We start from the raw sequence: 24,034 nt of genomic DNA on the forward strand, positions 1-24,034 counted from the left end.
TACGCACAGCCGTGGCCAGTGATGTTGACAAGTTGGCATGCTCTACATTGAGCATCTTGGTGTTCGCAGTCGCCGACGCTGAGATGCTGGATGCTCAGGATTAGCTCCCTCAAGCCGCAAAGGACGTGCTGGCAACTTCCCCACGAAAGACGCAGATGTTTCATAGGAAACGGATGTCTCCACGCGCCATGATGGCGGTGGTGGCTTCTGTCGACGGGCACCTGATTGCCCCCCAAGGAGATCGACGATGTCTAGAAGAAATGGAGTTCCATCCGCCGGGCTCGACCGGCATCCCCTCGTAGCCGTGCTGGCCCTTTCCATCGGCGCGGCGCTATGCACAAGCGCCCAGGCCCAAGAGGCAGGCAAGCTCTGGATCAGCAACGCCATTCCAACCCAACCTCAGCGTACCGAGGCGGGCATCCAGCAAGAGATCAAGACCTTTCTCTCCAATTTCCCCGGAGGATCAGCATCAAAGCTGCTCGTCACGGGTAATGTCGTCTTCGGCAACAAAGCGGTCTACAACTACGATTTCGAGCCGCTACCGCCGATCATCGAGGCGTGGCGTTACAGCGAAACCAGCAGTTCCGCCGGCCCCGAGGTTGGTTCGATCGAAGCGCTCAAGGCTCAACTCATCCAGCGCTTCAATCAGGAGAGCGTCAACGAGGGGTGCCCGGCCGCGACAACGATCCAAATTGCTCCCGACTGGAGTGAGGACGTTCTATGGGACGATGGCCAGTCTTCCACTCTAGGGTTCGGCGACTACGACGGCACGCGATCGGCCTGGACCGGAAGTCAGTGCGATACGGTCAACCTCAGCGGTTCCACAAAGCGTGAGCGCGATATCGCGTGTCCGAACGATGCTTTGCTGTCTTGGCGGGAAGACCTACAGGCTTGCGGCGGTCCTCCGTTCCAGATCAGCTACGAAACCGCGCCGTTGCCCAAGAACGAATGTCCGGTCGGCAACCCGTGCGATCCCACCACCGGCGACAAGTCCGAGCCGGCGCCTGATTTCGATCTGGGCTGGATCGCGTTCGACCGGCATTACCACTCGATGGCCTCGGCCGGGCGAAGTGGTTTCGGCGATGGCTGGACCCACTCGCACAACATCCAGTTGGCCATGGGCACCGACCCCATGGACCCGAACCAAACCCTGCAAATGGGGTTGGTCGAAGCCGACGGGGCGCAAATCTCGTTCACCGCCGTTGGTTCCGCGTATGAGGCCGACGACGGCAGCGGCGATCGGGTCGTCGCCGACGGCACGGACTGGCTGCTGTACCGACCGGACCGGGTGCTGCGTTTCAACGTCAAAGGGCGCCTGATTGAGCAACGTTTCGAAGATGGCACCTCGTTGGGCTACACGTACGACGCGTCGCGGCGCTTGACGACGATCACCCACAGCAGTGGTCGAAGCTTGGGGTTCGAGTACAGCGCCGTAGGAGACAACGCGCCCATCATAGCGATCCGCTCTGCCGGTGTTGCGCTCGCCAGCTACACCTACACCGCCGGCGGCCAAGTCGAAACCGTCACCTACGCAGGCGGTGGAATCCGCACCTACCATTACGAGGACACGCGCTTTCCGCGCTTCCTGACTGGCGTGACCCGCGAGGATGGGCAGCGCTACAGCACCTTCGCCTACGACGACAAGGCGCGGGTGGTGTCGAGCACCCATGCCGGCGGCGCGGACGCAGTGACCTTGACCTACCCCGCCGCGGGCGGATCGATCGTGACCGACGCGCTGGGTCAGACCACCACGTACGGCGTGTTGCCGGCTGGAAACGACGGCCTGTCGCGCAAGCCCACCACGTTCACCGACACGCGCGGAAGCGTCACCCGCACGTATCTGGACGCGGGCTCCGATTTCCGGCGTCGCTTGAGCACGGTCGAGGACCGGCGCAATGTAAACACCAATCACAGCTACACCGAAGCAAATGACGCTGTGACGGGCCAGCCGGCGCGCACCCACGCGGTCACAGAAGCGGTGGGCCTGGATGAGGAGCGCACCAGCCAGGTGCGTACCGATATCGCCAGCAACAGAGTGTTGATGACGGTGGTTGGGAACCGTGAAACCCGCATCACGCGCAACGCCCGGCTGCAGCCGGTCACCGTGGCGGTGCGCGACACCACCACCAACAATGTCCGCACGACCACCTACGCCTACTGCGAATCGGGGGATGTGTCGGCACCCAACAGCACCTGCCCAACCTTGGGTCTGCTGAAATCGGTGGACGGTCCGCGAACCGATGTCAGCGACATCACGACGTTTGAGTATTTCGGCAGTGACGACAGCACTTGTGCCACCACGCCGGAACTATGCACCTACCGCAAGGGTGACGTGCATAAGACGATCGATGCGCTCGGCCGTGCAACGCAGGTGCTGGGCTACGATCCGCAAGGTCGACCGTTGTCCGTGCTCGATCCCAACGGCGTGGTCACCGATTACGAATACAACGCGCGCGGCTGGCTGACGGTCACGAAGGTGCGTGGGGCCAACAACGCGGTGGAGACCGACGACCGCATCACCCGAATCGAGCACGAGCCCACCGGTCTGGTCAAGAAGGTGACTCTGCCCGACGGCGTCTACACCCGCTACACCTACGACGCGGCCCACCGCTTGACCGACGTCTTCGACAACGCAGGCAACACGATTCATTACACGCTCGACCTGGCCGGCAACCGCAAGCAGGAAGACACCAAGACCGCTGGCGGAACGCTTCGGCAAACCCTGTCGCGCGTGTTCAATACGCTGGGGCAGCTGGAAGCGCTCAAGGATGCATCGCAGAACGCCACGGGCTTCCACTACGACGCCAACGGCAACCCGGACCTGATCACCGATGCCTTGTCGCGCAGCAGCACCCGGACTGCCGACCCTCTCAACCGCTTGAGCATCAGCGTGCAGGATGCCGGGGCTGGCGGCTTGGCCGCTGAAACCAAGTTCAAATACAACGCGTTCGACCAGATCACCCAGGTCACCGATCCCAACGCGCTCAACACGGTCTACGCTTACAACGGCTTCGGGGATCGGACCAAGCTGACCAGTCCGGATACGGGCGTCACCGACTTCACCTACAACAGCGCGGGTCTGTTGGCGACGAAGAAGGACGCCAATGACGCCGTGGCGCATCGCTACACCTACGATGTGCTCGGTCGGCCGAAGGCGGTCTTCTACACGGCCGCAGGTCCGGCGGATGTCGAATACGATTACGACACCGTCAACGCCGAATGCACCGCGGGTCAGGGCTTTGCGACGGGACGGCTTACTGCGTCGCGGACCGAAGGCAATGAGCTGAAGTATTGCTACGACCGCTTCGGCCAAGTTGTACGCAAGGTGCAGATCGTTGCGGGCAAGAGTTTCACCCTGAGCTATGCCTATACCCTTGCGGGAAACCTCGACAGCCTGACCTATCCCGACGGCACCACCGTGGACTATGTCCGCGATTCGCAAGCGCGAATCACCGAAGTCGGCGTTCGTCCGAACGGTGGCAGCCGCACGGTGCTGCTGAACAACGCGACCTACGAGCCGTTTGGTCCGGTGAAAGGGTGGACCTACGGCAACGGCCGGACGCTGGCCCGCACGTACGATCTGGATTACCGCCCCAAGACCATTCTTGACAGCGCCAGTGGCGGCTTGTCGCTCGGCTACGGTTACAACAGCGTTGGCGAGCTGACGGAGTTGAAGGACGGTCTGCAAAGCGCTTTTCAGGCGAAGTACGCCTACGACACGCTGGGCCGCTTGACCGTCACCCAGGACCCCAACGCCAACCCACTGGAAACCTACACCTATGACAAGACCGGAAACCGGAAAAGTCTGACGGACGGTGGTGGCCTGCAAGCCTATGGGTACAACAGCGCCGGAACCCATCGCTTGACCGACGTGGCCGGCGTGGCACGTGGCTACGACGCGGCCGGCAACACCACCAGCATCGGCGGCACCACGAAGGAGTTCGTTTACAGCCCGGGCGATCGATTGAGCCAGTTCAAGCAGGCCGGAGTCATCAGGGCGAGTTATCGCTACAACACCCGCGGCGAGCGGGTGGCCACGACGGGGGCCACAACCACGGCGATCGACACCTACACGCTGTATGACGAGGCGGGCAACTGGATCGGCGATTACGGCGCCACGGGAGCTCCAAAGCAGCAGGCGGTTTGGTTCGGCGACGCCCCGGTGGGCTTAGTGGTGGGCAGCGGAGTGGCCCAGACACTTGCCTATGTCGAGCCGGATCATTTGGGCACGCCACGTGCCGTCATAGACCCTGCTCGTAACGTCGCCATTTGGGCGTGGGACGCCAAGAGCGAAGCATTTGGTAGTAGCCCGCCGAATCAGGATCCGGACCTGGATGGCACCGCGTTCGTGTTTAACATGAGGTTCCCGGGGCAGCGATATGACGCTGCCACTGGGCTGGTCTATAACTATTTTCGTGACTACGACCCTGGAACCGGTCGCTACGGGCAGAGCGATCCGATTGGGCTGGACGGGGGCATCAGTACTTATGCATATGTGGGCTCTTCTCCCCTCAGAAAGAAGGACTTCTATGGCTTGCGAGATCCCTTCCTAAAGGTATACGCCCCGCATGATTACACTGAATGCGAAACGCAAGAGTTTCTGGATGAGGCAAGAAAAGATGTCACCGAAGTTACTATGCCATGGCGGGCAGTCCGAATGTTCCAAAATCACACTGGGAAGTTTGATTTTAAGTATACGCGTAAGCTTTCTACGTTTATTGTAGATGGGAAAATTCTGTCAAGTGCGGCGTTCGGAAATTATTTGGCGGGATATGCTGGCCAATACTATTACCCCGGCGGATATATAGATATTCGTTTGGCTGGGCTTGTTTTTGACTACATAGATGGCGCAAAAAATTGGGATTTAGATAGCATACCGGACATAGATGCAGGTGCCGCACGTGCAGATGCAGAACGTGCGGGTAGCGTTTCCTTAGATCCATGTGGATGCCACAAAAAATGAATATTCCTTTGTTTGTCGTTATAAGCATAGGCGTTGCCGCCCTGATCGCCTGCCTGACCTCCAACCGGAGAGCCGTTCTCGCGGTTGGGCTGTTGGTGTTGTGGCTGTGCGTTTGCTACATGCTCCTGATTCCTTTTGTTGGTGCCGTGCGAATCGCCTTGGCACCGGTGGACGCCACTTCTTCTGCCTATATCGTGGTGGGGGAGGCGTTAAATGTTGTTCTTCAGGAGCTAACTCCTGCAAGATTGGCGGTCGCAGGATTCTCGCTGGCCATTGCGGCGATAGCGTTCGTGAGATCCAACAAGAAGGTTAGTTGAAACTAAGGCAGGGGTCAGGGTGAGCTAATGTGTCCGATACAACGGGAACCATTTAGCCGGTGTCGTTGGAGTTTAGTTTTGCCGGCTCATTTCTGGCCCCTGCCGCAGTCACATTTTTTTTGCCGAAAGTAATCGAAAAACCCAACTGCCCGACCCGGCGATCGGGCCGCGGCCGAAAATGTGATCAAAGATATGAACAATGCCCTCGGAGGAAAATAGTCATGGGCCGTGAAGTTTTTTTGGGCTCGTTGATTGACGCTTCCAGTGGAATACGGGCTGCATATCAGGAAGTTCAGGACGAGTGGTTACCAGAGGAACCGCCAATCACTCGGCTGTATGCCGCTCTTGGCTATCAGATTGCCGAGGAATTTTCTAGCGCCGACGCTGCCACCAATCGCCATATTTTCTCATTGATTGAGGAGGCCATGGAGAAAGGTGACAGAAATTTGATGGTGGCGGTCGCAACGGGTCTTATCGAGGCATTAGCGACTCGAGCGAGCCAAGTCGAAAATTTATGGGAACAGATAGAGCCGCACCTGGGGCCGCGATCACTGCGGCACGCCGAGGCTTGGCTAGCCCCATGACCCTGTAATCCGCCTTTTAGCTGCAGGGCTGGAGTAGCGGTTCGATTCCCATCACCCGCTCCAGATTCGCCAGGCATCGACATTGAGTCAATGACGCGGCACGCCACGACGGCTCGATCCCATGGATCGGGCCGTCGTTGTTTCCGGGATTTCGATGCGTGCGACTAAGGTGGCGGCGATGCTTGCCATCGCCGCACTATTGGATGGGTGGCGCGTTTGAGCCGCTTCAACGCGCTTGCACCAGGGCGCTACGTTTTCGCTCACGTCGTGCCAAGACGGTCGTGCGATCCGCACGGCGCAATCGCCGGCATGCACCCGATCGACTCTTACAGACCGCGACTACTCGGCCTTAGCCGGCAAGCGATGCCACCCGCGCTCGTAGGCCAGCGTCCCCCACAAGGCCTGCAGATGCGCCGTATTCGCCAGCGCCGGGTCGACCGACGCCGCGGGCGTCATGCGCTCGCCGGGGGTATAGGTAAATTGCCTGGGCGGCTGGCCGGGCTGCAGCACGATGACGTCCTTGCCGGTCATCCAGGCGAAGTTCTTGTCGTATTGCATCATCGCGCGGCCGGGCTGGAATCGATCGCGTTGGTTGAGGTCGTGACCGCTCATCGGCGTCGGCGTATCGATTCCGATCAGCGATAGCAAGGTCGGGGGCAGATCGATCTGGCTGACGATGCGCTTGTCTCGCGCCGGCGCGACCGCGCCGCCCAGGATCACGCCGGGGATATGGAAATTGTCGATCGGCACCAGGTCGCGCCCGAATGCTCTTGAATCGTGATCGGCGACGATCAGGAAAATAGTGTCGTTCCAATAGTCGGACGCCATCGCCTTGCGGAAAAATTCGCCCACCGCGTAATCGGCGTACTTGGCCGCGTTGTTGCGCGTGGCCTGCGGTTGCTCGTAGAGCTCGATGCGGTCGCTGGGAAATTCGAACGGGTCGTGGTTGCTCGAACTGAATACGAAACCGAAGAAGGGTTTGCCCGCTTGATGCATGCGCGCGAATTCCTGGTGCGCGCGATCGAACAGGTCTTCGTCGGACACGCCCCAGGAACCGGTGAACGCGGGGTGCGGATAGTCCTTCTGCTCGATCACCCGCTGAAACCCGTTCGACAGGAAAAATCCGCGCATGTTGTCGAAGTGGCTTTCGCCGCCGTAGTAGAAAGTGGTGTCGTAGCCACGACGGCGCAGCACTTCGGCCAGGGTGAAAAAATTCTGCTGGCTGAGCGGTTGCTTGACCACCGCCTGCGACGGCGTCGGCGTGAAACCGGTCAGCACCGCTTCGATGCCGCGGACCGAGCGCGTGCCGGTCGCGTACAGGCGCTCGAATGCCCAGCCTTGCGTGGACAGCCGATCGATGTTTGGGGTCAACGGTCGTCCGCCGAGGTTGCCCACGAACTGCGCGCCCAGGCTTTCTTCGAGCACGATCACCAGATTTCGCGGCTTGCCGGTGTAGGCGGGCGGGCGACGGGCGAGGCTCGGCAGTTTCGGATCGACGAAGGCGTCATGCGGAAGCTGCATGCCGTCGGTGACGGCCTTGACGACTTCGGCATCGGCCGCGCCGCCGTAGATTCGCGCGCCCGGATCGTGGCGCAGCCAGTCGCGCACCGCGAATGCCAGCGAATAGAAAGAGTTCAACGGCAAGGTATTGACCGTTGCGTTACTGGAAAAAGCCATCATCGCCGGGTTCATCGGACGATGACCGAGGGTCGAGCGGATGCCGAGCGCCACCAGGCAGATCAGCAACACGGCGAACGGCAGGCGCGCGCTCCAGTGAGCGTTCGACTGCGCGCTCGCATGCAACTGGCGATTGGCGAAGCGCCAGACCAGCCAGCCGGTGGCCGCGCTCAGCAGCAACGCCAACGCGGCGCTGACGAGGTGGCCTTTGGCCAGGGTGGAGCCGACCTCGCGCGGATAGATGAGGTATTCCAGGAACAAGCGGTTGGGACGTAAGCCGTATTCCTGCATGAACGTCGGCGTGGCCAGTTCCAGCACGACCAGCACGGTCAGCGACAACGCAAGCCAGGCCGCCATGCCGGCCCGCACCAGCGCGTGGCGCGCGATCCGCGCCGGCAGCAGCAGGTACAGCGCGGTGACGATACCGAGCAACATGCACAATGCCGCGATGTCGACGCGGACGCCTTGCAACAGGACGCGCGACCAGGCGTTGGCGTCGTTGACGGCGTCGGCTTGCCACAACGCCAGTCCCAGGCGGGACAGCGAGAGCACGGCGAGGCCGATGCCGAAGCAACACAGAAAGGGAACCACCCGCGCCAGGCAGTCCTTGATCACACGCACAAGCATCGCGACTCCCGTAGCTCTGCTCCGGGCCGCGGGCGCCGGCCGCGCGCGACGCAAAGCAGATTCTTGGAAAAATGGTCGAGCAAGGTCTGTCGGAGAAAGGTCGGAAGGGTGGCCGTGGCCCGCCAACACCGGGCGGATCAAGGGGCGGGACACGGACGTGGTGTGCGACGGAAACGCCGATATCGGGGTGTTGCGCGAAACAGGCCGCGGTTGCCGGATGCGGTGCGGCGTGAGGGCTCCATGGTCCGAGTGCCAGCCCAATGGGTTTTGTTCATCGCGCTTGATGGATCCGGATAAACCGGTCGTGGCCGATGTTGGGCGGCGTTTGTCGGGATGCCGGCCGCGGCGCAGGGCGAATCGCCGGTTCCAACGAAATAGCGCCGCGACGCTCCGCGGCCCGTCGCCGCTTGCGCGCCTGCGCTGCGCGCGTTGCTAACAATTCGTTAGCGCGAGTGCCGACGCCTAAACCGCAAGCAACTGCGAAAGTTGACAGGCTGCGCAACCGACGTGGTTGTGGGCACACTCCGATGCGATCGACAGACGAACGGATGCGGACGATGGGGCAGGGATGCGATGCGCTTGCGCGCGATGATGTGTCGACGCATCGCGCTTGGCGACATGACGGCGAGTAAGCGCGACGCCGCGCGCACCGAGCGCGCGTGTGCGTGGGGCGTGGTGGCCCTGGTCCATGCCGGTTTCATCTGGGTCGCCATGCAATGGCGCATGCCGGCCGATGCGGTCGAGGACGATTCGGTATTGGCGCTGATCTTTATCGCCGCGCCGTCGCGTCCGCCCGCGCGAACGCCGCAGCTTCCGCAGCCGGCACAACCGCCCGAACGACGCGATCGCGTTACTTCAGCGCCACGCAAACCGCCACCGCGCGAACGCGTCGATACGACCACTGCCTCGTCGCCGGCCGTCGATCCCGCGCCGCAAGATCAGCCCAGCGGCCTGAGCGCCATGCAGATCGATCCACGCGTGACCGATCCCGCGCGCGCCACGCGCGCGCCCTGGGACGCGCCCGCGGCCGATCTGCTCGAGCGACGCGCGCCGAGTCTGCCGGGACACGCAACGCAGCGTTTCAAAATGCAGCCGCAGCGTTCGCTCGCCACCGCGGTCGAGCGCTTCGGGCAGATGTTCGGCGGACGCGGCGAAGACCCGTGCAAGCGCACCCGCGCCAACATCGACGGGCTCGCATCGCAGGGCGATTCGGCGGATTTGCAGCGCGAACTGGAGTACGAAAGACGCTATTGCCGACCCTGAAGGGTTCAGTGGATCGGTGCCCGGCGATGTAAAAAAATCATTGCATCGTCACCATGCACAATCCGATGCTCACGGCCGACGCGATCGCAATCGACGCTGCATCGTCGGCGCGCTATGCTTCGCGCCCGGTCCCGAGTGGGGCGCCGCGCATCGCACCGTCGCCTTGGGCCTGGACGATCCGCGCCCACTTCGGTCCGATACGTACGGCGGCCGCGAGGTCGCCGTTTTTTGTCGCTGCGACGCGAGTGGAACCCAACGACGGTACATCGTCGCGGTCCAAGCCGAAGCGGTCGTCCTAACCCCATTTGCAATCGCCACAGCGGAGGTGCGATGTCGTCCAAGATCGTCCTCGGTTGGCGCGAGGTCGCCGCCTTGCCCGTGCTGGGCATCGCCGCGGTGCGCGCCAAGATCGATACCGGCGCGCGCAGTTCGGCCTTGCATGTCGACGCGCAGTGGCGTTACGTCGACGGCGGCCAGCCCTGGGTCGGGTTCCGGCTCAGTCCGGGCGTGGTCGGCGCCGACGTGATCGAAGCGGCCGCGCCGGTGTTCGACGAACGTTTCGTCACCGACTCCGGCGGTCATCGCACCAGCCGCGTCTTCGTCCAGACCGTGCTGAGTCTGGCCGGTACGCAACGCGAAATTGAAATAAACCTGTCGGATCGTCGCGGTATGCGCTTTCCGATGTTGCTTGGCCGCACCGCGGTGACGCATTTGTTCACGGTCGACCCGTCGCGCTCGTTCCTGCATGGGCGCGCGCGGCGCCGGGTCAGCCGCACCTGAGCCGCGCGCCCGACGCGCGCCGTCCTTCCCCATTCACATGACTCCTGCCGATGAAGCTCGCGATCCTGTCGCGTAACACCAAGCTCTATTCGACGCGCCGTCTGGTCGAAGCCGCGCGCGAGCACGGCCACAGCGTGCGCGTGCTCGATCCGTTGCGTTGCTACATGCGCATCGCCTCGGACGGGTTCCAGATGCATTACAAGGGCCGCGAGATCGCCGGTTACCACGCGGTGATCCCGCGCATCGGCGCTTCGGTCACGCGTTACGGCTCGGCGGTGCTGCGTCAGTTCGAACTGATGGAGACCTACACGCCCAACACCTCCGACGCGATCCTGCGCGCGCGCGACAAGCTGCGCAGCCATCAGCTGCTGGCCGCGCAGCGCATCGGCCTGCCGGCGACGGTGTTCGGCGACAACCCCGACGACACCGCCGACCTGCTGTCGATGCTCGGCCCGCCGCCGCACGTGATCAAGCTCAACGAGGGCACCCAGGGCGCGGGCGTGATGCTGACCGAGAAGCTGTCGGCGTCCAAGGGCGTGATCGAGGCGCTGCGCGGCCTGTACGCGAATTTCCTGGTGCAGGAGTTCGTCGCCGAAGCCAAGGGCGCGGATCTGCGCTGTTTCGTGGTCGGCGGCAAGGTGGTCGCGGCGATGAAGCGGCAAGCCCCCAAGGGCGACTTTCGCTCCAACCTGCACCGCGGCGGCACCGCCAAGGGCGTGCGCGCCAGCGCGGCCGAGCAGGAGGTCGCGGTGCGGGCGGCCCAGGTCCTGGGCCTGGGCGTGGCCGGCGTCGACCTGATCCGCTCCGACCGCGGTCCGCTGGTGCTGGAGGTCAACGCCTCGCCCGGCCTGGAGGGCATCGAGGAGGCCAGCGGGGTCGACGTGGCCAGTGAAATCATCCAGTACGTGGCCGGCCGGATCCAGCTCAAGACCCCCCGACGTGCCGGCGGAAAACGCTGAACGGGGCTCGCCGGAGCGGTCGGGCTTGCCCGATCCTGTGGAATGGCAAGCCTGGCAGGTCATCTGCCGGCGACCCGCCGAACGGCAGGTCCCCGGCCCGGAAGGCGCGGGCCGCCAGGAGCGCAACTTCGGGTTGCGAATAACTTTTATTTAACACTGCTTTTAACGGCGGTTTAATCGAAATCCGCGTAGCGTTACCGGACCGCAGCACTGCAGCTCCTCCAAGTCGCGCTCCTCGTCAGAACGTTACGGATAGGGATCTGGTCGAAGCAGGTTACGGTAATCGGGGCAATACCCTTTTGGCCCAGGCGCGGTGGCCCCGCGTCTGGGCTTTTTATTTTTGCCGCGGTTTTCAGGGGCAAATCGATTGGGTTGCGATGCCGCAGCGACCCATGACCTTCGGCCTATGCCGCCGACCCGCCGCTTGAACGGCAGCCCTCGGCCCCGTTCACCTTTCCGTTCACTTTACATTCGCTCTGGCAGAATCCTCGGCTTGCCGCCGCTGCGCATCGTGCAGCGGCCCGAATGACGGAACCCCGGGCGTCGCCGCACGGTCGAACGCCAACCCACTGGGAAGAGCACATGCGCATACTCGTGATCGAAGACAACCAAGACATCGCCGCCAACCTCGGCGACTTTCTTGAAGACCGCGGCCACACGGTGGATTTCGCCGCCGACGGCATCACCGGATTGCACCTGGCGGTCGTGCACGACTTCGACGCCATCGTTCTCGATCTGAACCTGCCGGGCCTCGACGGCCTGGAGGTCTGCCGCAAGTTGCGCAACGAAGCGCGCAAGCAGACGCCGGTGCTGATGCTGACCGCGCGCGACAGCCTCGACAACAAACTCGCCGGCTTCGATTCGGGCGCCGACGATTACCTGATCAAGCCGTTCGCGCTGCAGGAAGTCGAAGTCCGCCTCAATGCGCTGTCGCGTCGCGGCCGCGGCGTGCAGACGCGGGTGCTCAACGCCGCCGATCTGGAATACAACCTCGACACCCTGGAAGTGCGCCGCCAGGGCAAGCTGCTGCAGCTCAACCCGACCGCGCTGAAGATCCTGCAGGCATTGATGGAAGCCTCGCCGGCGGTGGTCACGCGACAGGAACTGGAGACCCGCGTGTGGGGCGAGGAACTGCCCGACTCCGACAGCCTGCGCGTGCACATCCACGGCCTGCGCGCGGTGGTCGACAAGCCGTTCGACACGCCGCTGATCCAGACCCGTCACGGCATCGGTTATCGCATCGCAGCGCCCGAAAGCAACGGTTGATCGCGTGGCCTCAGGGGACCCGTCCGCATCGCGGCTGCAAAAGAAGAAGCGCTTCCGGCGACGGTTGCGCAGTCGCATCATCCTGTCTTTCGTATTGCTGGGCTTCGGCCTGACCGCGATGTTCGCGTTCGCGACCAACTGGACGCGCACGCGGGTCGAGAATCAGCTCGTCGAAGACGTGATGAATCGCAACATCGCCAATGCTGCGCGGCAGTTCGAGCTCGATCCGAGCAATCCGCAGATCGCGTTCGACCAAGTGCGCGCGTTCGTCTACACGCCGGATAAATTCGATTCGGTGCGGCTCAACCGGCCGGAGTGGTACGACCTCAAGGACGGCATCGTCGGCATGACCGGCATCGGCGAAGACGGCAAGCCGTTCGCCTACAAGCTGGCGGTGCGCAAGACCCCGGGTGCGTGGTTCTTCCTGGCCTACGACATGACCCAGTCGGCGCGCAGCGAAAGCCAGTTCAACCGCGCGCTGTATCTGTCGGTGCTGGTGTTCACCCTGTTCTCGCTGCTGGTCGGCTGGTGGGCGGCGTCGCGGGTCATGAGCCCGGTGTCGGAGCTGGCCAACCGGCTCAAGCGCTCAGGCCGCAGTTCGCAGTCCGAGGCGCTGGCCGCGCACTTCCCGGACGACGAAGTCGGCCAGCTGGCCGAGGCGCTAGACGATTACGCCGAGCGCCTGACCAACGTGGTCCAGCGTGATCGCGAGTTCAACGCCGACGTCAGCCATGAACTGCGCACGCCGCTGGCGGTGATCAAGGGCGCGGTCGAACTGCTGCTGTCGCGGCCGGACATCGAGGACAAGACGCGCAACCGGTTGTTGCGTATCCAGCGCGCCGAGCAGCAATGCACCGACCTGATCAGCGCGCTGCTGCTGTTGTCGCGCAACGAGCGCGGCCATGGCGCGACCGATATCGCCAAGCTGTCCGAGCAGCTGCTCGAAGCGCATCGCGCCCAACTCGGCGGCAAGGCGCTGGCGTTGCGGGTCGAAGGCGAACGCGGGCTGGTGGTCGACGCGCCGGAAGCCGCGGTCGCGGTGGCGCTGGGCAACCTGATCGGCAACGCGGTCAAGTACACCACCCAGGGCGAGGTCGTGGTGCGATTGCATCCGCGCTCGGTCGAGGTGATCGATTCGGGTCCGGGCCTGAGCGCCGAGGACGCGGCCAAGTTGTTCGAACGCGGTTATCGCGGTACCCACGCCGGCCATTCGCAGGGCGGCGGCATCGGTCTGTCGATCGTGCGCCGGCTGTGCGAGCTGTATGGCTGGGACGTGCGGGTGAAGCCGGGCGAGACGGTCGGGGTGGTGGCTACGTTGAAGTTTGAGCGGGTGGATTGAAGCCCGGGGGCGCGTGGCCCTGTCTGCGTCGATCAATCGATGAATGGGTCGGTTGATGGTTGCGACGACGCAAGGTCTTGCGATGCGGCGGAATCGCTCAACGCTGACGATATGTCCGATGCACAACTGCGCGGCTGCGTCGTAGCCTGCAGTCCTGCGCATCGTGCCGCGTATCGATGCGCCCCCTTTGAAAAAGGGGGCTGCGCCTTACGCAATTACGATGGGTGTACATGAAGCGTGGCGCGGGGGATTTGCTTGTGCTGTTGCTGTTGTGTCTTAGACAAAGCACAAGCAAAGCAAAAGCGAATCCCCCCTGGCCCCCCTTTTGCAAAGGCTCTGTTCGCACTAAGTAGTGACGTCTCATCCTCTGCGCTGCGGCTACGCCAGATTGTCCCGAAAGCCCGTTGGTCGGGCCTTGGGAGACCGTCATGCGCACGCGCGAACTCAATCGTTGGAAGGCCCAGGCGGCCCAGTTGACGCCCCACCAGCGTGAACAAGCCTTGCTATGGCTGCGCGAATGCAGCCACGTGGATGCGGTGACGGCCGTGCTGGAATCCAAGCCAGCGCATTGCCCGCACTGTCCCGCCAGCCGGGTGGTCCGCAATGGCCAAGCCGATGGATTGCAGCGCTTCAAATGCCGCCAGTGCGGGACCAGCTTCAACGCCCTGACGGGCACGCCCTTGGCGCGATTGCGCCATCGCGCCAAATGGCTGCAGCAAGCCCAGGCGATGGCCGAAGGACTGAGCGTGCGCAACGCCGCCGCCCAGATGGACGTGCATCGTACGACCGCGTTCCGTTGGCGCCATCGCTTCCTGGAGGTCGCTTGTCAGCGCAAGGAGCAGCACCAGCAGGGCGTCGTCGAAGCCGATGAAACCTATGTCCTGCGCTCCTATAAAGGCCAGCCCCGGCGGCTGCGGTCCCAGGGATCGCGGCCGCCGCGGCACCGGGGCGGCCCGGCCGCCAAACGCGGCTTGTCCCACGAGCAGGTGCCGATCCTGGTGGTGCGCAACCGTTCGGCACACACCAGCGATTACGTTCTGCAAGCAGGCGATACCCGCAGTTTGCTGGCGGTGTTGCCGATCGCGGTAGCGCCCGATGCGGTCCTGTGCACCGACGGCAGCGCCATGCTGGCTCGGGCGGCGGCCAAGTTGGGGATCGAGCACCACGGGGTGAATGTCCTGCGCGGCGAACGCACCCGCGGGGCTTGGCACATCCAGAACGTCAACGCCTACCACAGCCGATTCAAAGGCTGGCTACGCCGGTTCAAAGGCGTAGCCACCTCCTATTTGCCCAACTATTTGGGATGGTTCAGAGCGTTGGAGCGGAACGCACGAGCGAGCGCGGGAGCCACCGCGTTATTGGCTCTGGCGATTGCGGCGTGAGGTGTCATTACCTAACGCAGACAGAGCCTTTGCAAAGGGGGGGAACAGCTAAGCGCATTAGCGCTTACTTGCCGTTTCGAATTACTCGCCGTCTGGAATTACTTGACCGCTTCCAGCCAACCGTACTTGTCCGCGGTCTTGCCGTTGAACAGACCGAAGAACAGCTCCTGGATGCGCTCGGTCACCGGGCCGCGACGGCCCGTGCCGACCTGACGGCCGTCGACCGAACGGATCGGGGTGATCTCGGCGGCGGTGCCGCACATGAACAACTCGTCGCACAGGTACAGGTACTCGCGCGGCAGGTCGCGTTCGACTACTTCGATGCCGACGTCGCGCGCCAGGGTGATGATGGTGTTGCGGGTCAGGCCGTTGAGCAGCGCGGCGCTGACCGGGGTGGTGTGCAGCGCGCCGTTGAAGACCAGGAACAGGTTCTCGCCGGCGCCTTCCGACAGCAGGCCGGTCGAGGCCAGGGCGATGCCTTCGCCGAAGCCCAGGCGACGCGCTTCGCGCGCGACCAACTGGCCCGACAGGTAATTGCCGCCGGCCTTGGCGCCGGCCGGGATGGTGTTCGGCGCGAACCGCTGCCAGCTCGACACGCAGGCGTCGATGCCTTCCTCGAGCACGCTGGCGCCGAGGTACTGGCCCATCTTCCAGGTCGCCACGGCGACGTCGGTCGGGGTGTCGGCCGACAGGCCGAAGCCGCCCAGGCCGCGGTAGGCGACCGGACGCAGGTAATCGGTGGTGTTGCCGTTGGCCTTGATGACTTCATGGCAGGCGGCGTTGATCTGCTCGACCGAATACGGAATGCCCATGTCGTAGATCTTCGCCGAGGCGAACAGACGCGTGTTGTGGTCGTTCAAACGGAAGATGATCGGGCCGTTCGGCGTGTCGTACGTGCGGATGCCCTCGAACACCGACGAGCCGTAATGCAGCGCGTGCGACATGACGTGGGTGGTCGCTTCGGCCCAGCGCTTGATCGCACCGTTGTGCCAGATCCATTCGGGGTATTGCATCGTCGGCTTCCGTGGTGGGGAGGGGAAACCGCTATTGTGCCCTGCGCCCGGGGGCCGACCCAAGCCGATGCCTCGCCGGTGCGTTGCCGCGCTGTGGCGGCACGCCTGTTCAGCCTTTGATCCACCAGCAGCCGTAGTGGCGGGTCAGGCCGAACACGGTGCGCGATGGAGTGACGCCGTTGCCGAGGGTCTGTTCCAGACGCAGCGCGACCGGCGCGCGCCGATGCGGCACCGGCGCGGGCGCCGCGGCGGCCTGCGTGGCGGTGTCGCCGGCGGGAGTGGCTTGCGCCGTCTGGTTGCCGCTCATACCGGCCGGACGGCCCAGCCCCGCGGGCGCCGACGGCGTGATCGGCGGCAGCGGCGCAAGCGCGGCGTTCGGCGCGGCCGGCGGCAAGGTGGTCCAGGCGCCGGGCACGGCTTCGGGTTCGGGCACGGACGGCATCACCGGCGCGATGTCGAGCAACGGCCGTTGCGCGATCGCATCCAGACGCTGGATCACCGCATAGGCGCGATCGTCGGACATGCCGGCCCAGTGATACACCGAGGCGAGCTTGTTGCCGTCGTGGGCGTCGATCGCGCTGGTGATCTGTCCGACCAGGTCGCGCAGATTGCGCGCGCAACCGCCGGTGTACGGCGTTTGCTGCGCGTTCGCGGGCGCGGCGCCGCGCGGCAGGCGGTCGACGCCGCCGACGCTGGCGCAGTCGCGGTCGGTGTAGACCGAATTGCCGTGCGTATCCGTGCAGCGGCGGATCTGCGCTTGCGCCGGGCTGGAATGCAGCAGCAACGCGGCGGGGGCGGCGGTCAGCAACAGCAGCAGACGAAGTCGGGCGGGCACGGGCATCAGCGAAGACTAGCGCCGGTGGCGGGTTGTGCCCAGTGCGTACGCGTGAAATCGCGTTGCCCAAAGCCCCTCTCCCGTTCACGGGAGAGGGGTTGGGGTGAGGGTAAGCCCGAATTGCGTCGTCGTTCGATGCCTCGCGCGCCCTCATCCGGTCCTTCGGACCCCCTTCTCCCGTGAGCGGGAGAAGGGGAGAGCGCGATCAGTTGCGGAAAGCCGCCACCGTCGCCGCGCGTTCGTTCAACACGCGCGCGTTGTTGCTCTTGGCCGCGGTGCCCATCGGCGAACCGTTGTAGGTGATGTTCGGGTTCGACCAGTAGTTCAGGCGCGGACAGTTGCTGCCGCAGTTGTAGGCCATGATCGTGCGCCACGCATTGCCCGGGCCCCAGTAGCCGTGACCGTAGGGATATACGGTGTTGGTGCCGTTGTTGGGATCGTGGTGCGCGCCGAAGTTGTGGCCGATCTCGTGGGCGAAGCTGTAATAGCCGGTCATGCAACTGGCGCCGACCACGCTGAAGGCGCTGGCCGCGTTCGAGTTCAGATAGCCCAGGCCGCAGTACGCCGGATCGGTGATGACCAGCACATTGACGTCGGCTTTGATCGTGTTGCGGGTGGTGTGGTAGCTGTCGAGGTAGCCGTCGCTGGTGCCGGAGAAACGGCTCAGGTCGGTGTTGAAACCGGCGGTGACATAGCTGTTGGTGTACTGGCCGGCGAGTTCGAAACGCACGTTGACCGCGCTGTTGGCGAAGCTCTGGTTGCTCTCGGTGATCGCCAGGTTGGCCTTGGTCAAGGTGTTGCCGACCGCGTTGGCGGCGGCCTGGGTGTAGACCACCATCACCCGCACCACCGCCGGCGCTTTCTCGACGGCCGCGGCTTCGTCGAACTTGGGATCGTTGAGGAACGGGACGATCGGCTTGGCGCTGTAGGCCGCGGCCGGGTGATCGGGCGGCATCAACGCTTCGTTGATCAGGCTGACGGTGTGGCCGCCGTTCTTGAGCGGATCGATGCGATACAGCTTGCCGCCGGTGCGCACGGTGCCGGACATCTGATCGCCCTGGCGCACGATGATGGCCGACTCTTCCGGATTGTCGATCAGCTCGGCGCCGGTGAATTTATTGATGCGCTTGAGCTGGGTGTTCGGATCGCCGACCAGGCCCTGCCAGATCACGATGCCGTCGGCCTTGCGTTGCGCCTGCAACTTGTGCGCCTTGAGATTGACGCCGGGCGCGAGGTTGAGCAGCAGTTCTTCCTGGGTTTCGTTGATCTGCGCGGCGTCGGCGCGGACCAGGTCGATCTTGACCGCGGCGCGATCGGACTTGATCGCCCGATAGGCCAGATCGCTGTTGAGACTGCGCGCGACGCTGGCGGCGGGGGTGGAGAACAGCGGAGCCGGTTCGGCGGCCGAGGCGGCGCCGGCCAGGCCCAGCGACAGGGCGATGGCGAAATTCAAAGGCAATAGTGCGTGGCGTGCGGACATGATGCTCACTCTCCATTGAGGACCGCTGCGCGTCGCGCACCCGTGGCCTGGGTGCGCGACGGCGGTCGCGAGGGCATCGCTCGTCGCGGCGATGCATCCTGGAGTCAGTGGGCTACCGTCACGTCGCAAGGCTCAAGACCGAATTTGTCGCAGGACAAGCGCAGGCTGAGAACTCGCTTAGCAATTCGCCTTTGGTGCTAGGCACCAAAGGCGATTTTTGTGACGCGAACGAGATGTCTTAATGTGTCTGAATATCGCGGCGCGAACGCGCTTGCGGCCGAGCGCTTACGACCGGTGGATGCGGGTATCGCGCGATCAGGCGATGCGCGACAGCACGGTCAACGTGGGCTTGGACAGATTGAGCGTGTAGAAGTGCAGGCCCGGCGCACCGCCTTCGATCAAGCGGCTGCACAGGCGCGCGACCACGTCGGCACCGAATTCGCGGATGCTGTCGACGTCGTCGCCATAGGCCTGCATGCGCTGCGCGACCCAGCGCGGAATCTCCGCGCCGCACAGGTCGGAGAAACGGCGCAGTTGGCTGAAATTGGAGATCGGCATGATGCCCGGCACGATCGGGATGTCGATGCCGGCCGCGCGCACGTCGTCGACGAAACGGAAATACGCATCGGCGTTGTAGAAATACTGGGTGATCGCGCCGTCCGCGCCGGCGCGGACCTTGCGCTTGAAATTCTCCAGGTCCGAATGCGCGTCGCGCGCCTGCGGATGGGTTTCCGGATAGGCCGCCACTTCGATATGGAAATGGTCGCCGGTTTCGGCGCGGATGAATTCGACCAGTTCGTTGGCGTAGCGCAGGTCGCCGGCGCTGGCCATGCCCGAGGGCAGATCGCCGCGCAGCGTGACCAGGCGCCTGCAGCCGATCTCGCGATACAACTGCAGCAGTTCGCGGATTTCGGCGCGGGTGCCGCCGACGCAGGACAGATGCGGCGCAGCGTCGAGCTGGTGCTTGGCGCGCAGCCGGCGAATGGTCTCGGGCGTGTAGTTCAGGGTCGAGCCGCCGGCGCCGAAGGTGCAAGACACATAGCTCGGTGCGTAGGGCTTGAGCTTGATCGCGGTCTTGTCGAGCTGACCGCGTTGTTCGTCGGTCTTGGGGGGATAGAACTCGAAGCTGATCGGCAGCATGGGCGGGGCCGCGGCGGTGGGAAGATTCGATAATATCGCTTTATCGCGATGAATGGTATCGCAGGCGGCGACGGGTTGGCGGCGGCAGGTGGGTAGCGGAGCGGCGGCCCCGCCGACAGCGCGCGCATCGTCGAACTCGACCCGAGCCATCGCGACGACGTACTCGCGCTGACCGCGCTGGTCTACCCGCGCTACTTCCGCCCGCACACCATGCAACGGGGCCGCTACTTCGGCATCTACCACCAAGGTCGCCTCGCCGCGATGGCCGGCGAGCGCATGGGCACCGACGACTACACCGAACTGAGCGCCATCTGCACCCATCCCGACTTCCTCGGCCGCGGCCACGCGCGCCGCTTGCTGATCTTCCTGTCCAACGACAACCACGCGCGCGGCCGCATCCCGTGTCTGCACGTGAGCCACGAGAACCCGCGCGCGATCGGGTTGTATGAGCGCAATGGCTATCGGGTGCGAAGGGATATTGCGTTTTGGTCGTTGCGGCGAATGGCTGAGTGATTTCGCCGTCTGGAGCGGAAAGTCGCGATCAGGCCTGCATCGATGCAGTGCAGTCAGGGTGCGCGTTGTCTTTACGATAAGTCCCACCGCGCGTCGAAAAGTCATCGTGGATCACGCGGCTTTTCAATTCTCGTAAGGGCGAGTGAATTATCCTGATGGAATTGATGCTGGCGAGAATGGCCACAGTGTCGCGGCCGAGAATGGCGGCGCAGTTTGAGGGGGTGATGTTTCTATGTATGAATACAGGCCGGGGTGGAAATGAAGACGTTTGTTGTCCTCCTCGCATGCTTTGCTTGCGCTATGTCGGGTTGCTCGGATGTGACAGTGAGCAGCTACGATAATTATCGTGAGTTGGCTGCGAGTGGCGCCATGGATCGCGGCTGGGTCCCTGAGTTTATTCCGGTCAGCGCGCACGATATAACCGAAGGTCATTCAGTGGAAATCAGTGCGCTGAGTGTCGGCTTCTCTTTCGGTGCGGATTTTCAGCCCGGTAAGAACTCGGATTTTGTGCTGCTGCGCGGAGACAAGCGAGAGACCGTTGTTGACGATGTCGAGTTTCCGCACTGGGCTAAAATTACAAGGAGCGAATCCTTGGAGGTCTTCTCGATTTGTGCCGATTCTCAGTCGGGTGTGCTTTTCATGGATTCGGTGGCGTCAAGGGGGTTTTACGTTCAGCCAGCGGGTGAGGCCAAGTGCGATTGAATTTTGACCTGGTCATGAGGGGCGCAGGATGATTCGATTGATCGCGTGCCTGCCGTTGCTGGAATAGCATGCAGTGAATTTAATTGCGCCATCAGCGATGACAGACCGGGCTGTCTTTGTCCCTGTGCGCGGGTAGGCCATCGTCCAATCGATACCTGTAGTTGATCCAACTCCGAAGGATGTTCTGTGCTCATGACGGTGGGCCATGGCCTAGGCTGCCATTGCCATGGTGCATCCGACCCACGCGACCGCATCCGTGCGATGCAGTAGCTACGCCGCCCGCCGTTCCTCCAGCCCCCAAGCCGCTCGCCAGCCGCCGCGGCCGCTCGTCATTTATCCGCCTAGGCGGCGCGGGGAACCGGGCAAGGTGCGTCCACCACCCAGGCTCTGGAGCCCTTCGATGAATCCGCTATCCCGTTCGCGTTTGCTGCGTCGTATCGCGTTGGCCGCCGCTGTGTTGATCGCGGCCGGCACCGCTCAGGCCAAGACCGTGCAGTTCCAGGACTTGTCGGTCGAGGTCGTCGGCGAGGGCCGGCCGGTGCTGATGATTCCGGGGCTCAACAGCGCCGGCGAGACCTGGCGCGAGACCTGCGCGGCCCTGCAGGCGGACCGTGTGCAATGCCACATCGTGCAGTTGCCCGGTTTCGCCGGCGCGCCGGCGGTCAAGACCGATCGTTTCGCCGATTCGATGCGCGATCGTCTGCTGGCCTACATCAAGGACCGCAAGCTGACCAAGCCGGTGGTGATGGGGCATAGCCTGGGCGGGTTCATCGCGTTGGAGATGGCGATCGAGCAGCCCAAGGCGATCGATCGTCTGGTGATCGTCGACTCGCTGGCGTTCCTGGGCGCGCTGCAGAACCCGGCCGCGACCGCCGAGTCGGTCAAGCCGATGGCCGAGGCGATGCGCAAGCGGATGACCGAGCAGGATGCCGACACCTATCGTCTCGGTGTCGCCAACGCGGTCAAGGGCATGAGCCTGGACGAAAAGCGCGTGGCCACCCTGGTCCAATGGGGCGAGGCCAGCGACCGTGCCACCACCGCCCAGGCGATGTACGAAATGATGGTCACCGACCTGCGCCCGCAGTTGGCGAAGATCAAGACGCCGACCCTGCTGCTCGGCTCGTGGGCGGCGTACGGGACGTACGGCGCGACCAAGGAGTCGACGACCGCGATCTTCAAGGCCCAGTACGCCACCCTGGACGGGGTGCGTATCGAACTGAGCCAGGCCGGTTACCATTTCCTGATGTGGGACGACCCGAAGTGGCTGCAGGATCAGGTGCGCGGTTTCATCGATGCCGGCGCCAGCCACGGCGGCTGATCGCGCCCCTGGTGTGATGCTTCAGCACGGCCGCGGTTCGCCGCGGCCGTATTTTGTCTTATCGACATTGTATTTTTTTCGACGGAAACCGCCGCATGTCGCGAACGCAACTGCGTACCGCCCTGGCCGATGCCGCGTTCTGGACCGGGCTGGCGGTGTTCAACCTGACCTTGGCGAGCGTGTTCGGCGGGCTGAGCTCGGGCGCGACCCTGATCAGTGTGCTGCTGTCGCTGGAGCTGTGGGCGGTCGGCGGGGCGATGCGGCGGATCGCGTTGCGGCGGCATTGGTTCGAACGCGGGCCGGTCCGGCTGGCGTTGCGCTTGTTGCTGTGCATCCTGCTCGGCGCGACCTTGGCGCAACTGCTGTTGATCCCCGCGTTGCGGCTGGCGCTGACCCAGGGTTGGGTGTCGTTGTCGCAATCGACCGGCTTCCGCCCGGCGATGCTGTTCGTGTACTGGGCCAATACCGCGTTCATGCTGGGCCTGTGGGCCGCGTTGTGGAGCTGGACCATGGCGATGCAGCGTTATCGCGAAGGCGAGATCGCCCGGCTCAATGCCGAGTCGTTGCGCAACGCGTTCGAACTCGATGCATTGCGCGCGCGCCTGAACCCGCATTTCGTGTTCAACGCGCTCAACAACCTGCGCGCGCTGATCAACGAGGACACCGAGCGCGCGCGCGAACTGGTCACGCGGCTATCCAATACCCTGCGTCACGCCCTGGATCACAGCCAGCGCGAGCAGGCCAGCCTGGCCGAGGAATTGGCGGTGGTCGAGGATTACCTTGCGGTCGAAGCGGTGCATTACGAGGATCGGCTGCGCGTGCAGCGCGACATCGATGCCGGTGCGCTCAGTGCGCGATTGCCGCCGATGGCGCTGCAACTCTTGGTCGAGAACGCGGTCAAGCACGGCATTGCGTGTACGCCCGGTGGCGGCGAGCTCAGCATGCGTGCGCATTGCGAAAACGGAACGCTGCACATCGAAGTCGGCAATCCCGGCCGCATCGACCCCGAGCCGGCGCGACGCGGGGTCGGTCTGGCCTATCTGCGCACGCGCCTGGCCCACGGCGGCAACGCCGGGCGTTTCGAACTCAAGCAACGCGGCAACCGGGTGATCGCGCAGTTGGAGATACCGCAATGAACGCTCGCCCGTTGCGCGTGCTGATCGTCGACGACACCCGTCTGGCGCGGCAGGAACTGCGCACCTTGCTCGCCGAGCTGCCGGACATCGAACTGCTCGGCGAAGCCGACGACGTGCCCGCGGCGCAGGCGGCGATCGCGCGCCTGCGTCCGGATCTGGTGCTGCTGGACATCCAGATGCCGTCGGGCACCGGCTTCGACGTGATCGATGGGCTCGACAGTGCGCCGCTGGTGGTGTTCACCACCGCCTACGACCAGTACGCGGTGCGCGCGTTCGAAGCCAATGCGCTGGACTATCTGGTCAAGCCGGTCGACGCCTTGCGTCTGGCCGCGGCGCTGCAGCGCGCGCGTGCGCGCTTGCCGGAAGCGCCGTGGCTTGGCGCCGCGCCGCGTGGCCTGTTGGGCGCGGACGATCAGGTGTTCCTGCGCGAAGGCGAACGCTGCTGGTTCGTGGCGCTGCGCGAAATCAGCCGGATCGTGGTCGACGGCAATTACGCGCGGGTCTGGTTCCGCAACGAATGCGCGCTGCTCGCGCGCAGCCTGAGCGCGCTGGAAGCGAGGCTGGACCCGGCGCTGTTCTTTCGCGCCAACCGCAACACCTTGGTGAATCTGCGCGCGGTCAAGGCGATTGACCTCGCCGTCAACGACGGTTTCGAACTGGAGCTCAAGGACGGCAGCCGGATCGAAGTCTCGCGGCGGCAGTCGCGCGAGTTGCGCGAGCGCTTGGCGTTGTAGCGATAA

Annotated in this window: 19 protein-coding genes; 14 read left to right on the plus strand and 5 right to left on the minus strand. The window is 64.0% G+C overall.

What is annotated here, in order from left to right:
• The first annotated feature begins 247 nt into the window (after window positions 1-247).
• The 3 genes from AC3A4T_RS12590 to AC3A4T_RS12600 all read left to right on the plus strand — a co-directional run bounded on the left by AC3A4T_RS12590 (window position 248) and on the right by AC3A4T_RS12600 (window position 5,864).
• Window positions 248-4,963 carry an RHS repeat-associated core domain-containing protein gene (locus AC3A4T_RS12590; protein WP_487675698.1) on the plus strand — a complete coding sequence of 1,572 codons (4,716 nt, stop codon included), beginning with the start codon at window positions 248-250 and terminating at the stop codon, window positions 4,961-4,963.
• Window positions 4,960-5,280: a hypothetical protein gene (locus AC3A4T_RS12595; RefSeq protein ID WP_487675699.1), complete on the plus strand. Its 321-nt coding sequence runs from the start codon at window positions 4,960-4,962 to the stop codon at window positions 5,278-5,280. Before AC3A4T_RS12590 ends, AC3A4T_RS12595 begins: the two co-directional genes overlap by 4 nt.
• A gap of 221 nt (window positions 5,281-5,501) precedes the next feature.
• Window positions 5,502-5,864: a DUF7674 family protein gene (locus AC3A4T_RS12600; RefSeq protein ID WP_487675700.1), complete on the plus strand. Its 363-nt coding sequence runs from the start codon at window positions 5,502-5,504 to the stop codon at window positions 5,862-5,864.
• A 339-nt stretch (window positions 5,865-6,203) separates the two neighbouring features.
• Here the strand turns inward: AC3A4T_RS12600 and AC3A4T_RS12605 are convergent, their stop codons facing one another.
• Window positions 6,204-8,168 (minus strand): LTA synthase family protein, encoded by a 1,965-nt coding sequence (locus AC3A4T_RS12605; RefSeq protein ID WP_487675701.1) that lies wholly within the window; start codon window positions 8,166-8,168, stop codon window positions 6,204-6,206.
• Window positions 8,169-8,786: 618 nt separating this feature from the next.
• Here AC3A4T_RS12605 and AC3A4T_RS12610 point away from each other — a divergent pair.
• The 6 genes from AC3A4T_RS12610 to AC3A4T_RS12635 all read left to right on the plus strand — a co-directional run bounded on the left by AC3A4T_RS12610 (window position 8,787) and on the right by AC3A4T_RS12635 (window position 15,157).
• Window positions 8,787-9,431: a hypothetical protein gene (locus tag AC3A4T_RS12610; protein WP_487675702.1), complete on the plus strand. Its 645-nt coding sequence runs from the start codon at window positions 8,787-8,789 to the stop codon at window positions 9,429-9,431.
• A 330-nt stretch (window positions 9,432-9,761) separates the two neighbouring features.
• Window positions 9,762-10,211, plus strand: a complete 450-nt coding sequence (locus tag AC3A4T_RS12615) for an ATP-dependent zinc protease family protein (RefSeq protein WP_056107537.1) — start codon at window positions 9,762-9,764, stop codon at window positions 10,209-10,211.
• Window positions 10,212-10,261: 50 nt separating this feature from the next.
• Window positions 10,262-11,170, plus strand: coding sequence for a 30S ribosomal protein S6--L-glutamate ligase (rimK, locus tag AC3A4T_RS12620; RefSeq protein ID WP_056107540.1), 909 nt, complete (start codon window positions 10,262-10,264; stop codon window positions 11,168-11,170).
• A 582-nt stretch (window positions 11,171-11,752) separates the two neighbouring features.
• Window positions 11,753-12,436, plus strand: coding sequence for a response regulator transcription factor (locus AC3A4T_RS12625; RefSeq protein WP_036106879.1), 684 nt, complete (start codon window positions 11,753-11,755; stop codon window positions 12,434-12,436).
• Between the two features lie 4 nt (window positions 12,437-12,440).
• Window positions 12,441-13,775: a sensor histidine kinase gene (locus AC3A4T_RS12630; RefSeq protein WP_487675703.1), complete on the plus strand. Its 1,335-nt coding sequence runs from the start codon at window positions 12,441-12,443 to the stop codon at window positions 13,773-13,775.
• 428 nt (window positions 13,776-14,203) lie between these two features.
• Window positions 14,204-15,157 (plus strand): IS1595 family transposase, encoded by a 954-nt coding sequence (locus AC3A4T_RS12635; protein ID WP_487675704.1) that lies wholly within the window; start codon window positions 14,204-14,206, stop codon window positions 15,155-15,157.
• Between the two features lie 98 nt (window positions 15,158-15,255).
• On the opposite strand, the gene AC3A4T_RS12640 is transcribed toward AC3A4T_RS12635, so the two are convergent.
• From AC3A4T_RS12640 to metF, 4 genes are all read right to left on the minus strand, one after another.
• Window positions 15,256-16,170, minus strand: coding sequence for a branched-chain amino acid transaminase (locus AC3A4T_RS12640; protein ID WP_487675705.1), 915 nt, complete (start codon window positions 16,168-16,170; stop codon window positions 15,256-15,258).
• A gap of 109 nt (window positions 16,171-16,279) precedes the next feature.
• The gene (locus AC3A4T_RS12645) at window positions 16,280-17,005 is read right to left on the minus strand and encodes a hypothetical protein (protein ID WP_487675706.1); all 726 of its coding nucleotides are present in this window, start codon (window positions 17,003-17,005) and stop codon (window positions 16,280-16,282) included.
• A gap of 205 nt (window positions 17,006-17,210) precedes the next feature.
• Window positions 17,211-18,485: a M12 family metallo-peptidase gene (locus tag AC3A4T_RS12650; protein ID WP_487675707.1), complete on the minus strand. Its 1,275-nt coding sequence runs from the start codon at window positions 18,483-18,485 to the stop codon at window positions 17,211-17,213.
• A gap of 315 nt (window positions 18,486-18,800) precedes the next feature.
• Window positions 18,801-19,625 carry a methylenetetrahydrofolate reductase [NAD(P)H] gene (gene metF / locus AC3A4T_RS12655; RefSeq protein ID WP_487675708.1) on the minus strand — a complete coding sequence of 275 codons (825 nt, stop codon included), beginning with the start codon at window positions 19,623-19,625 and terminating at the stop codon, window positions 18,801-18,803.
• Window positions 19,626-19,835: 210 nt separating this feature from the next.
• On the opposite strand from metF, the gene AC3A4T_RS12660 reads away from it, so the two are divergent.
• The 5 genes from AC3A4T_RS12660 (at window position 19,836) to AC3A4T_RS12680 (ending at window position 24,028) form a co-directional block, all read left to right on the plus strand.
• Window positions 19,836-20,138 carry a GNAT family N-acetyltransferase gene (locus AC3A4T_RS12660; RefSeq protein WP_487675709.1) on the plus strand — a complete coding sequence of 101 codons (303 nt, stop codon included), beginning with the start codon at window positions 19,836-19,838 and terminating at the stop codon, window positions 20,136-20,138.
• A gap of 324 nt (window positions 20,139-20,462) precedes the next feature.
• Window positions 20,463-20,840, plus strand: coding sequence for a YbbD-related protein (locus AC3A4T_RS12665; protein WP_487675710.1), 378 nt, complete (start codon window positions 20,463-20,465; stop codon window positions 20,838-20,840).
• 400 nt (window positions 20,841-21,240) lie between these two features.
• Window positions 21,241-22,158 carry an alpha/beta fold hydrolase gene (locus AC3A4T_RS12670; RefSeq protein ID WP_487675711.1) on the plus strand — a complete coding sequence of 306 codons (918 nt, stop codon included), beginning with the start codon at window positions 21,241-21,243 and terminating at the stop codon, window positions 22,156-22,158.
• Between the two features lie 95 nt (window positions 22,159-22,253).
• Complete coding sequence (locus AC3A4T_RS12675; protein WP_487675712.1) at window positions 22,254-23,294, plus strand: sensor histidine kinase; 1,041 nt, start codon at window positions 22,254-22,256, stop codon at window positions 23,292-23,294.
• The gene (locus tag AC3A4T_RS12680; RefSeq protein WP_487675713.1) at window positions 23,291-24,028 is read left to right on the plus strand and encodes a LytR/AlgR family response regulator transcription factor; all 738 of its coding nucleotides are present in this window, start codon (window positions 23,291-23,293) and stop codon (window positions 24,026-24,028) included. The genes AC3A4T_RS12675 and AC3A4T_RS12680 overlap by 4 nt, the downstream gene beginning before the upstream one ends.
• Window positions 24,029-24,034: the final 6 nt, after the last annotated feature.

Source organism: Lysobacter sp. Soil_N_51, from assembly GCF_057655755.1.

Excerpts from the sequence above, each read along its gene's own strand:
- rimK (WP_056107540.1), top strand. The coding sequence starts at position 10,262 with ATGAAGCTCGCGATCCTGTCGCGTAACACCAAGCTCTATTCGACGCGC.
- metF (WP_487675708.1), bottom strand. The coding sequence starts at position 19,625 with ATGCTGCCGATCAGCTTCGAGTTCTATCCCCCCAAGACCGACGAACAA.
- AC3A4T_RS12650 (WP_487675707.1), bottom strand. The coding sequence starts at position 18,485 with ATGTCCGCACGCCACGCACTATTGCCTTTGAATTTCGCCATCGCCCTG.
- AC3A4T_RS12610 (WP_487675702.1), top strand. The coding sequence starts at position 8,787 with ATGACGGCGAGTAAGCGCGACGCCGCGCGCACCGAGCGCGCGTGTGCG.
- AC3A4T_RS12675 (WP_487675712.1), top strand. The coding sequence starts at position 22,254 with ATGTCGCGAACGCAACTGCGTACCGCCCTGGCCGATGCCGCGTTCTGG.
- AC3A4T_RS12595 (WP_487675699.1), top strand. The coding sequence starts at position 4,960 with ATGAATATTCCTTTGTTTGTCGTTATAAGCATAGGCGTTGCCGCCCTG.
- AC3A4T_RS12635 (WP_487675704.1), top strand. The coding sequence starts at position 14,204 with ATGCGCACGCGCGAACTCAATCGTTGGAAGGCCCAGGCGGCCCAGTTG.
- AC3A4T_RS12590 (WP_487675698.1), top strand. The coding sequence starts at position 248 with ATGTCTAGAAGAAATGGAGTTCCATCCGCCGGGCTCGACCGGCATCCC.
- AC3A4T_RS12640 (WP_487675705.1), bottom strand. The coding sequence starts at position 16,170 with ATGCAATACCCCGAATGGATCTGGCACAACGGTGCGATCAAGCGCTGG.
- AC3A4T_RS12670 (WP_487675711.1), top strand. The coding sequence starts at position 21,241 with ATGAATCCGCTATCCCGTTCGCGTTTGCTGCGTCGTATCGCGTTGGCC.
- AC3A4T_RS12680 (WP_487675713.1), top strand. The coding sequence starts at position 23,291 with ATGAACGCTCGCCCGTTGCGCGTGCTGATCGTCGACGACACCCGTCTG.
- AC3A4T_RS12660 (WP_487675709.1), top strand. The coding sequence starts at position 19,836 with ATGCAACGGGGCCGCTACTTCGGCATCTACCACCAAGGTCGCCTCGCC.
- AC3A4T_RS12600 (WP_487675700.1), top strand. The coding sequence starts at position 5,502 with ATGGGCCGTGAAGTTTTTTTGGGCTCGTTGATTGACGCTTCCAGTGGA.
- AC3A4T_RS12605 (WP_487675701.1), bottom strand. The coding sequence starts at position 8,168 with ATGCTTGTGCGTGTGATCAAGGACTGCCTGGCGCGGGTGGTTCCCTTT.
- AC3A4T_RS12615 (WP_056107537.1), top strand. The coding sequence starts at position 9,762 with ATGTCGTCCAAGATCGTCCTCGGTTGGCGCGAGGTCGCCGCCTTGCCC.
- AC3A4T_RS12625 (WP_036106879.1), top strand. The coding sequence starts at position 11,753 with ATGCGCATACTCGTGATCGAAGACAACCAAGACATCGCCGCCAACCTC.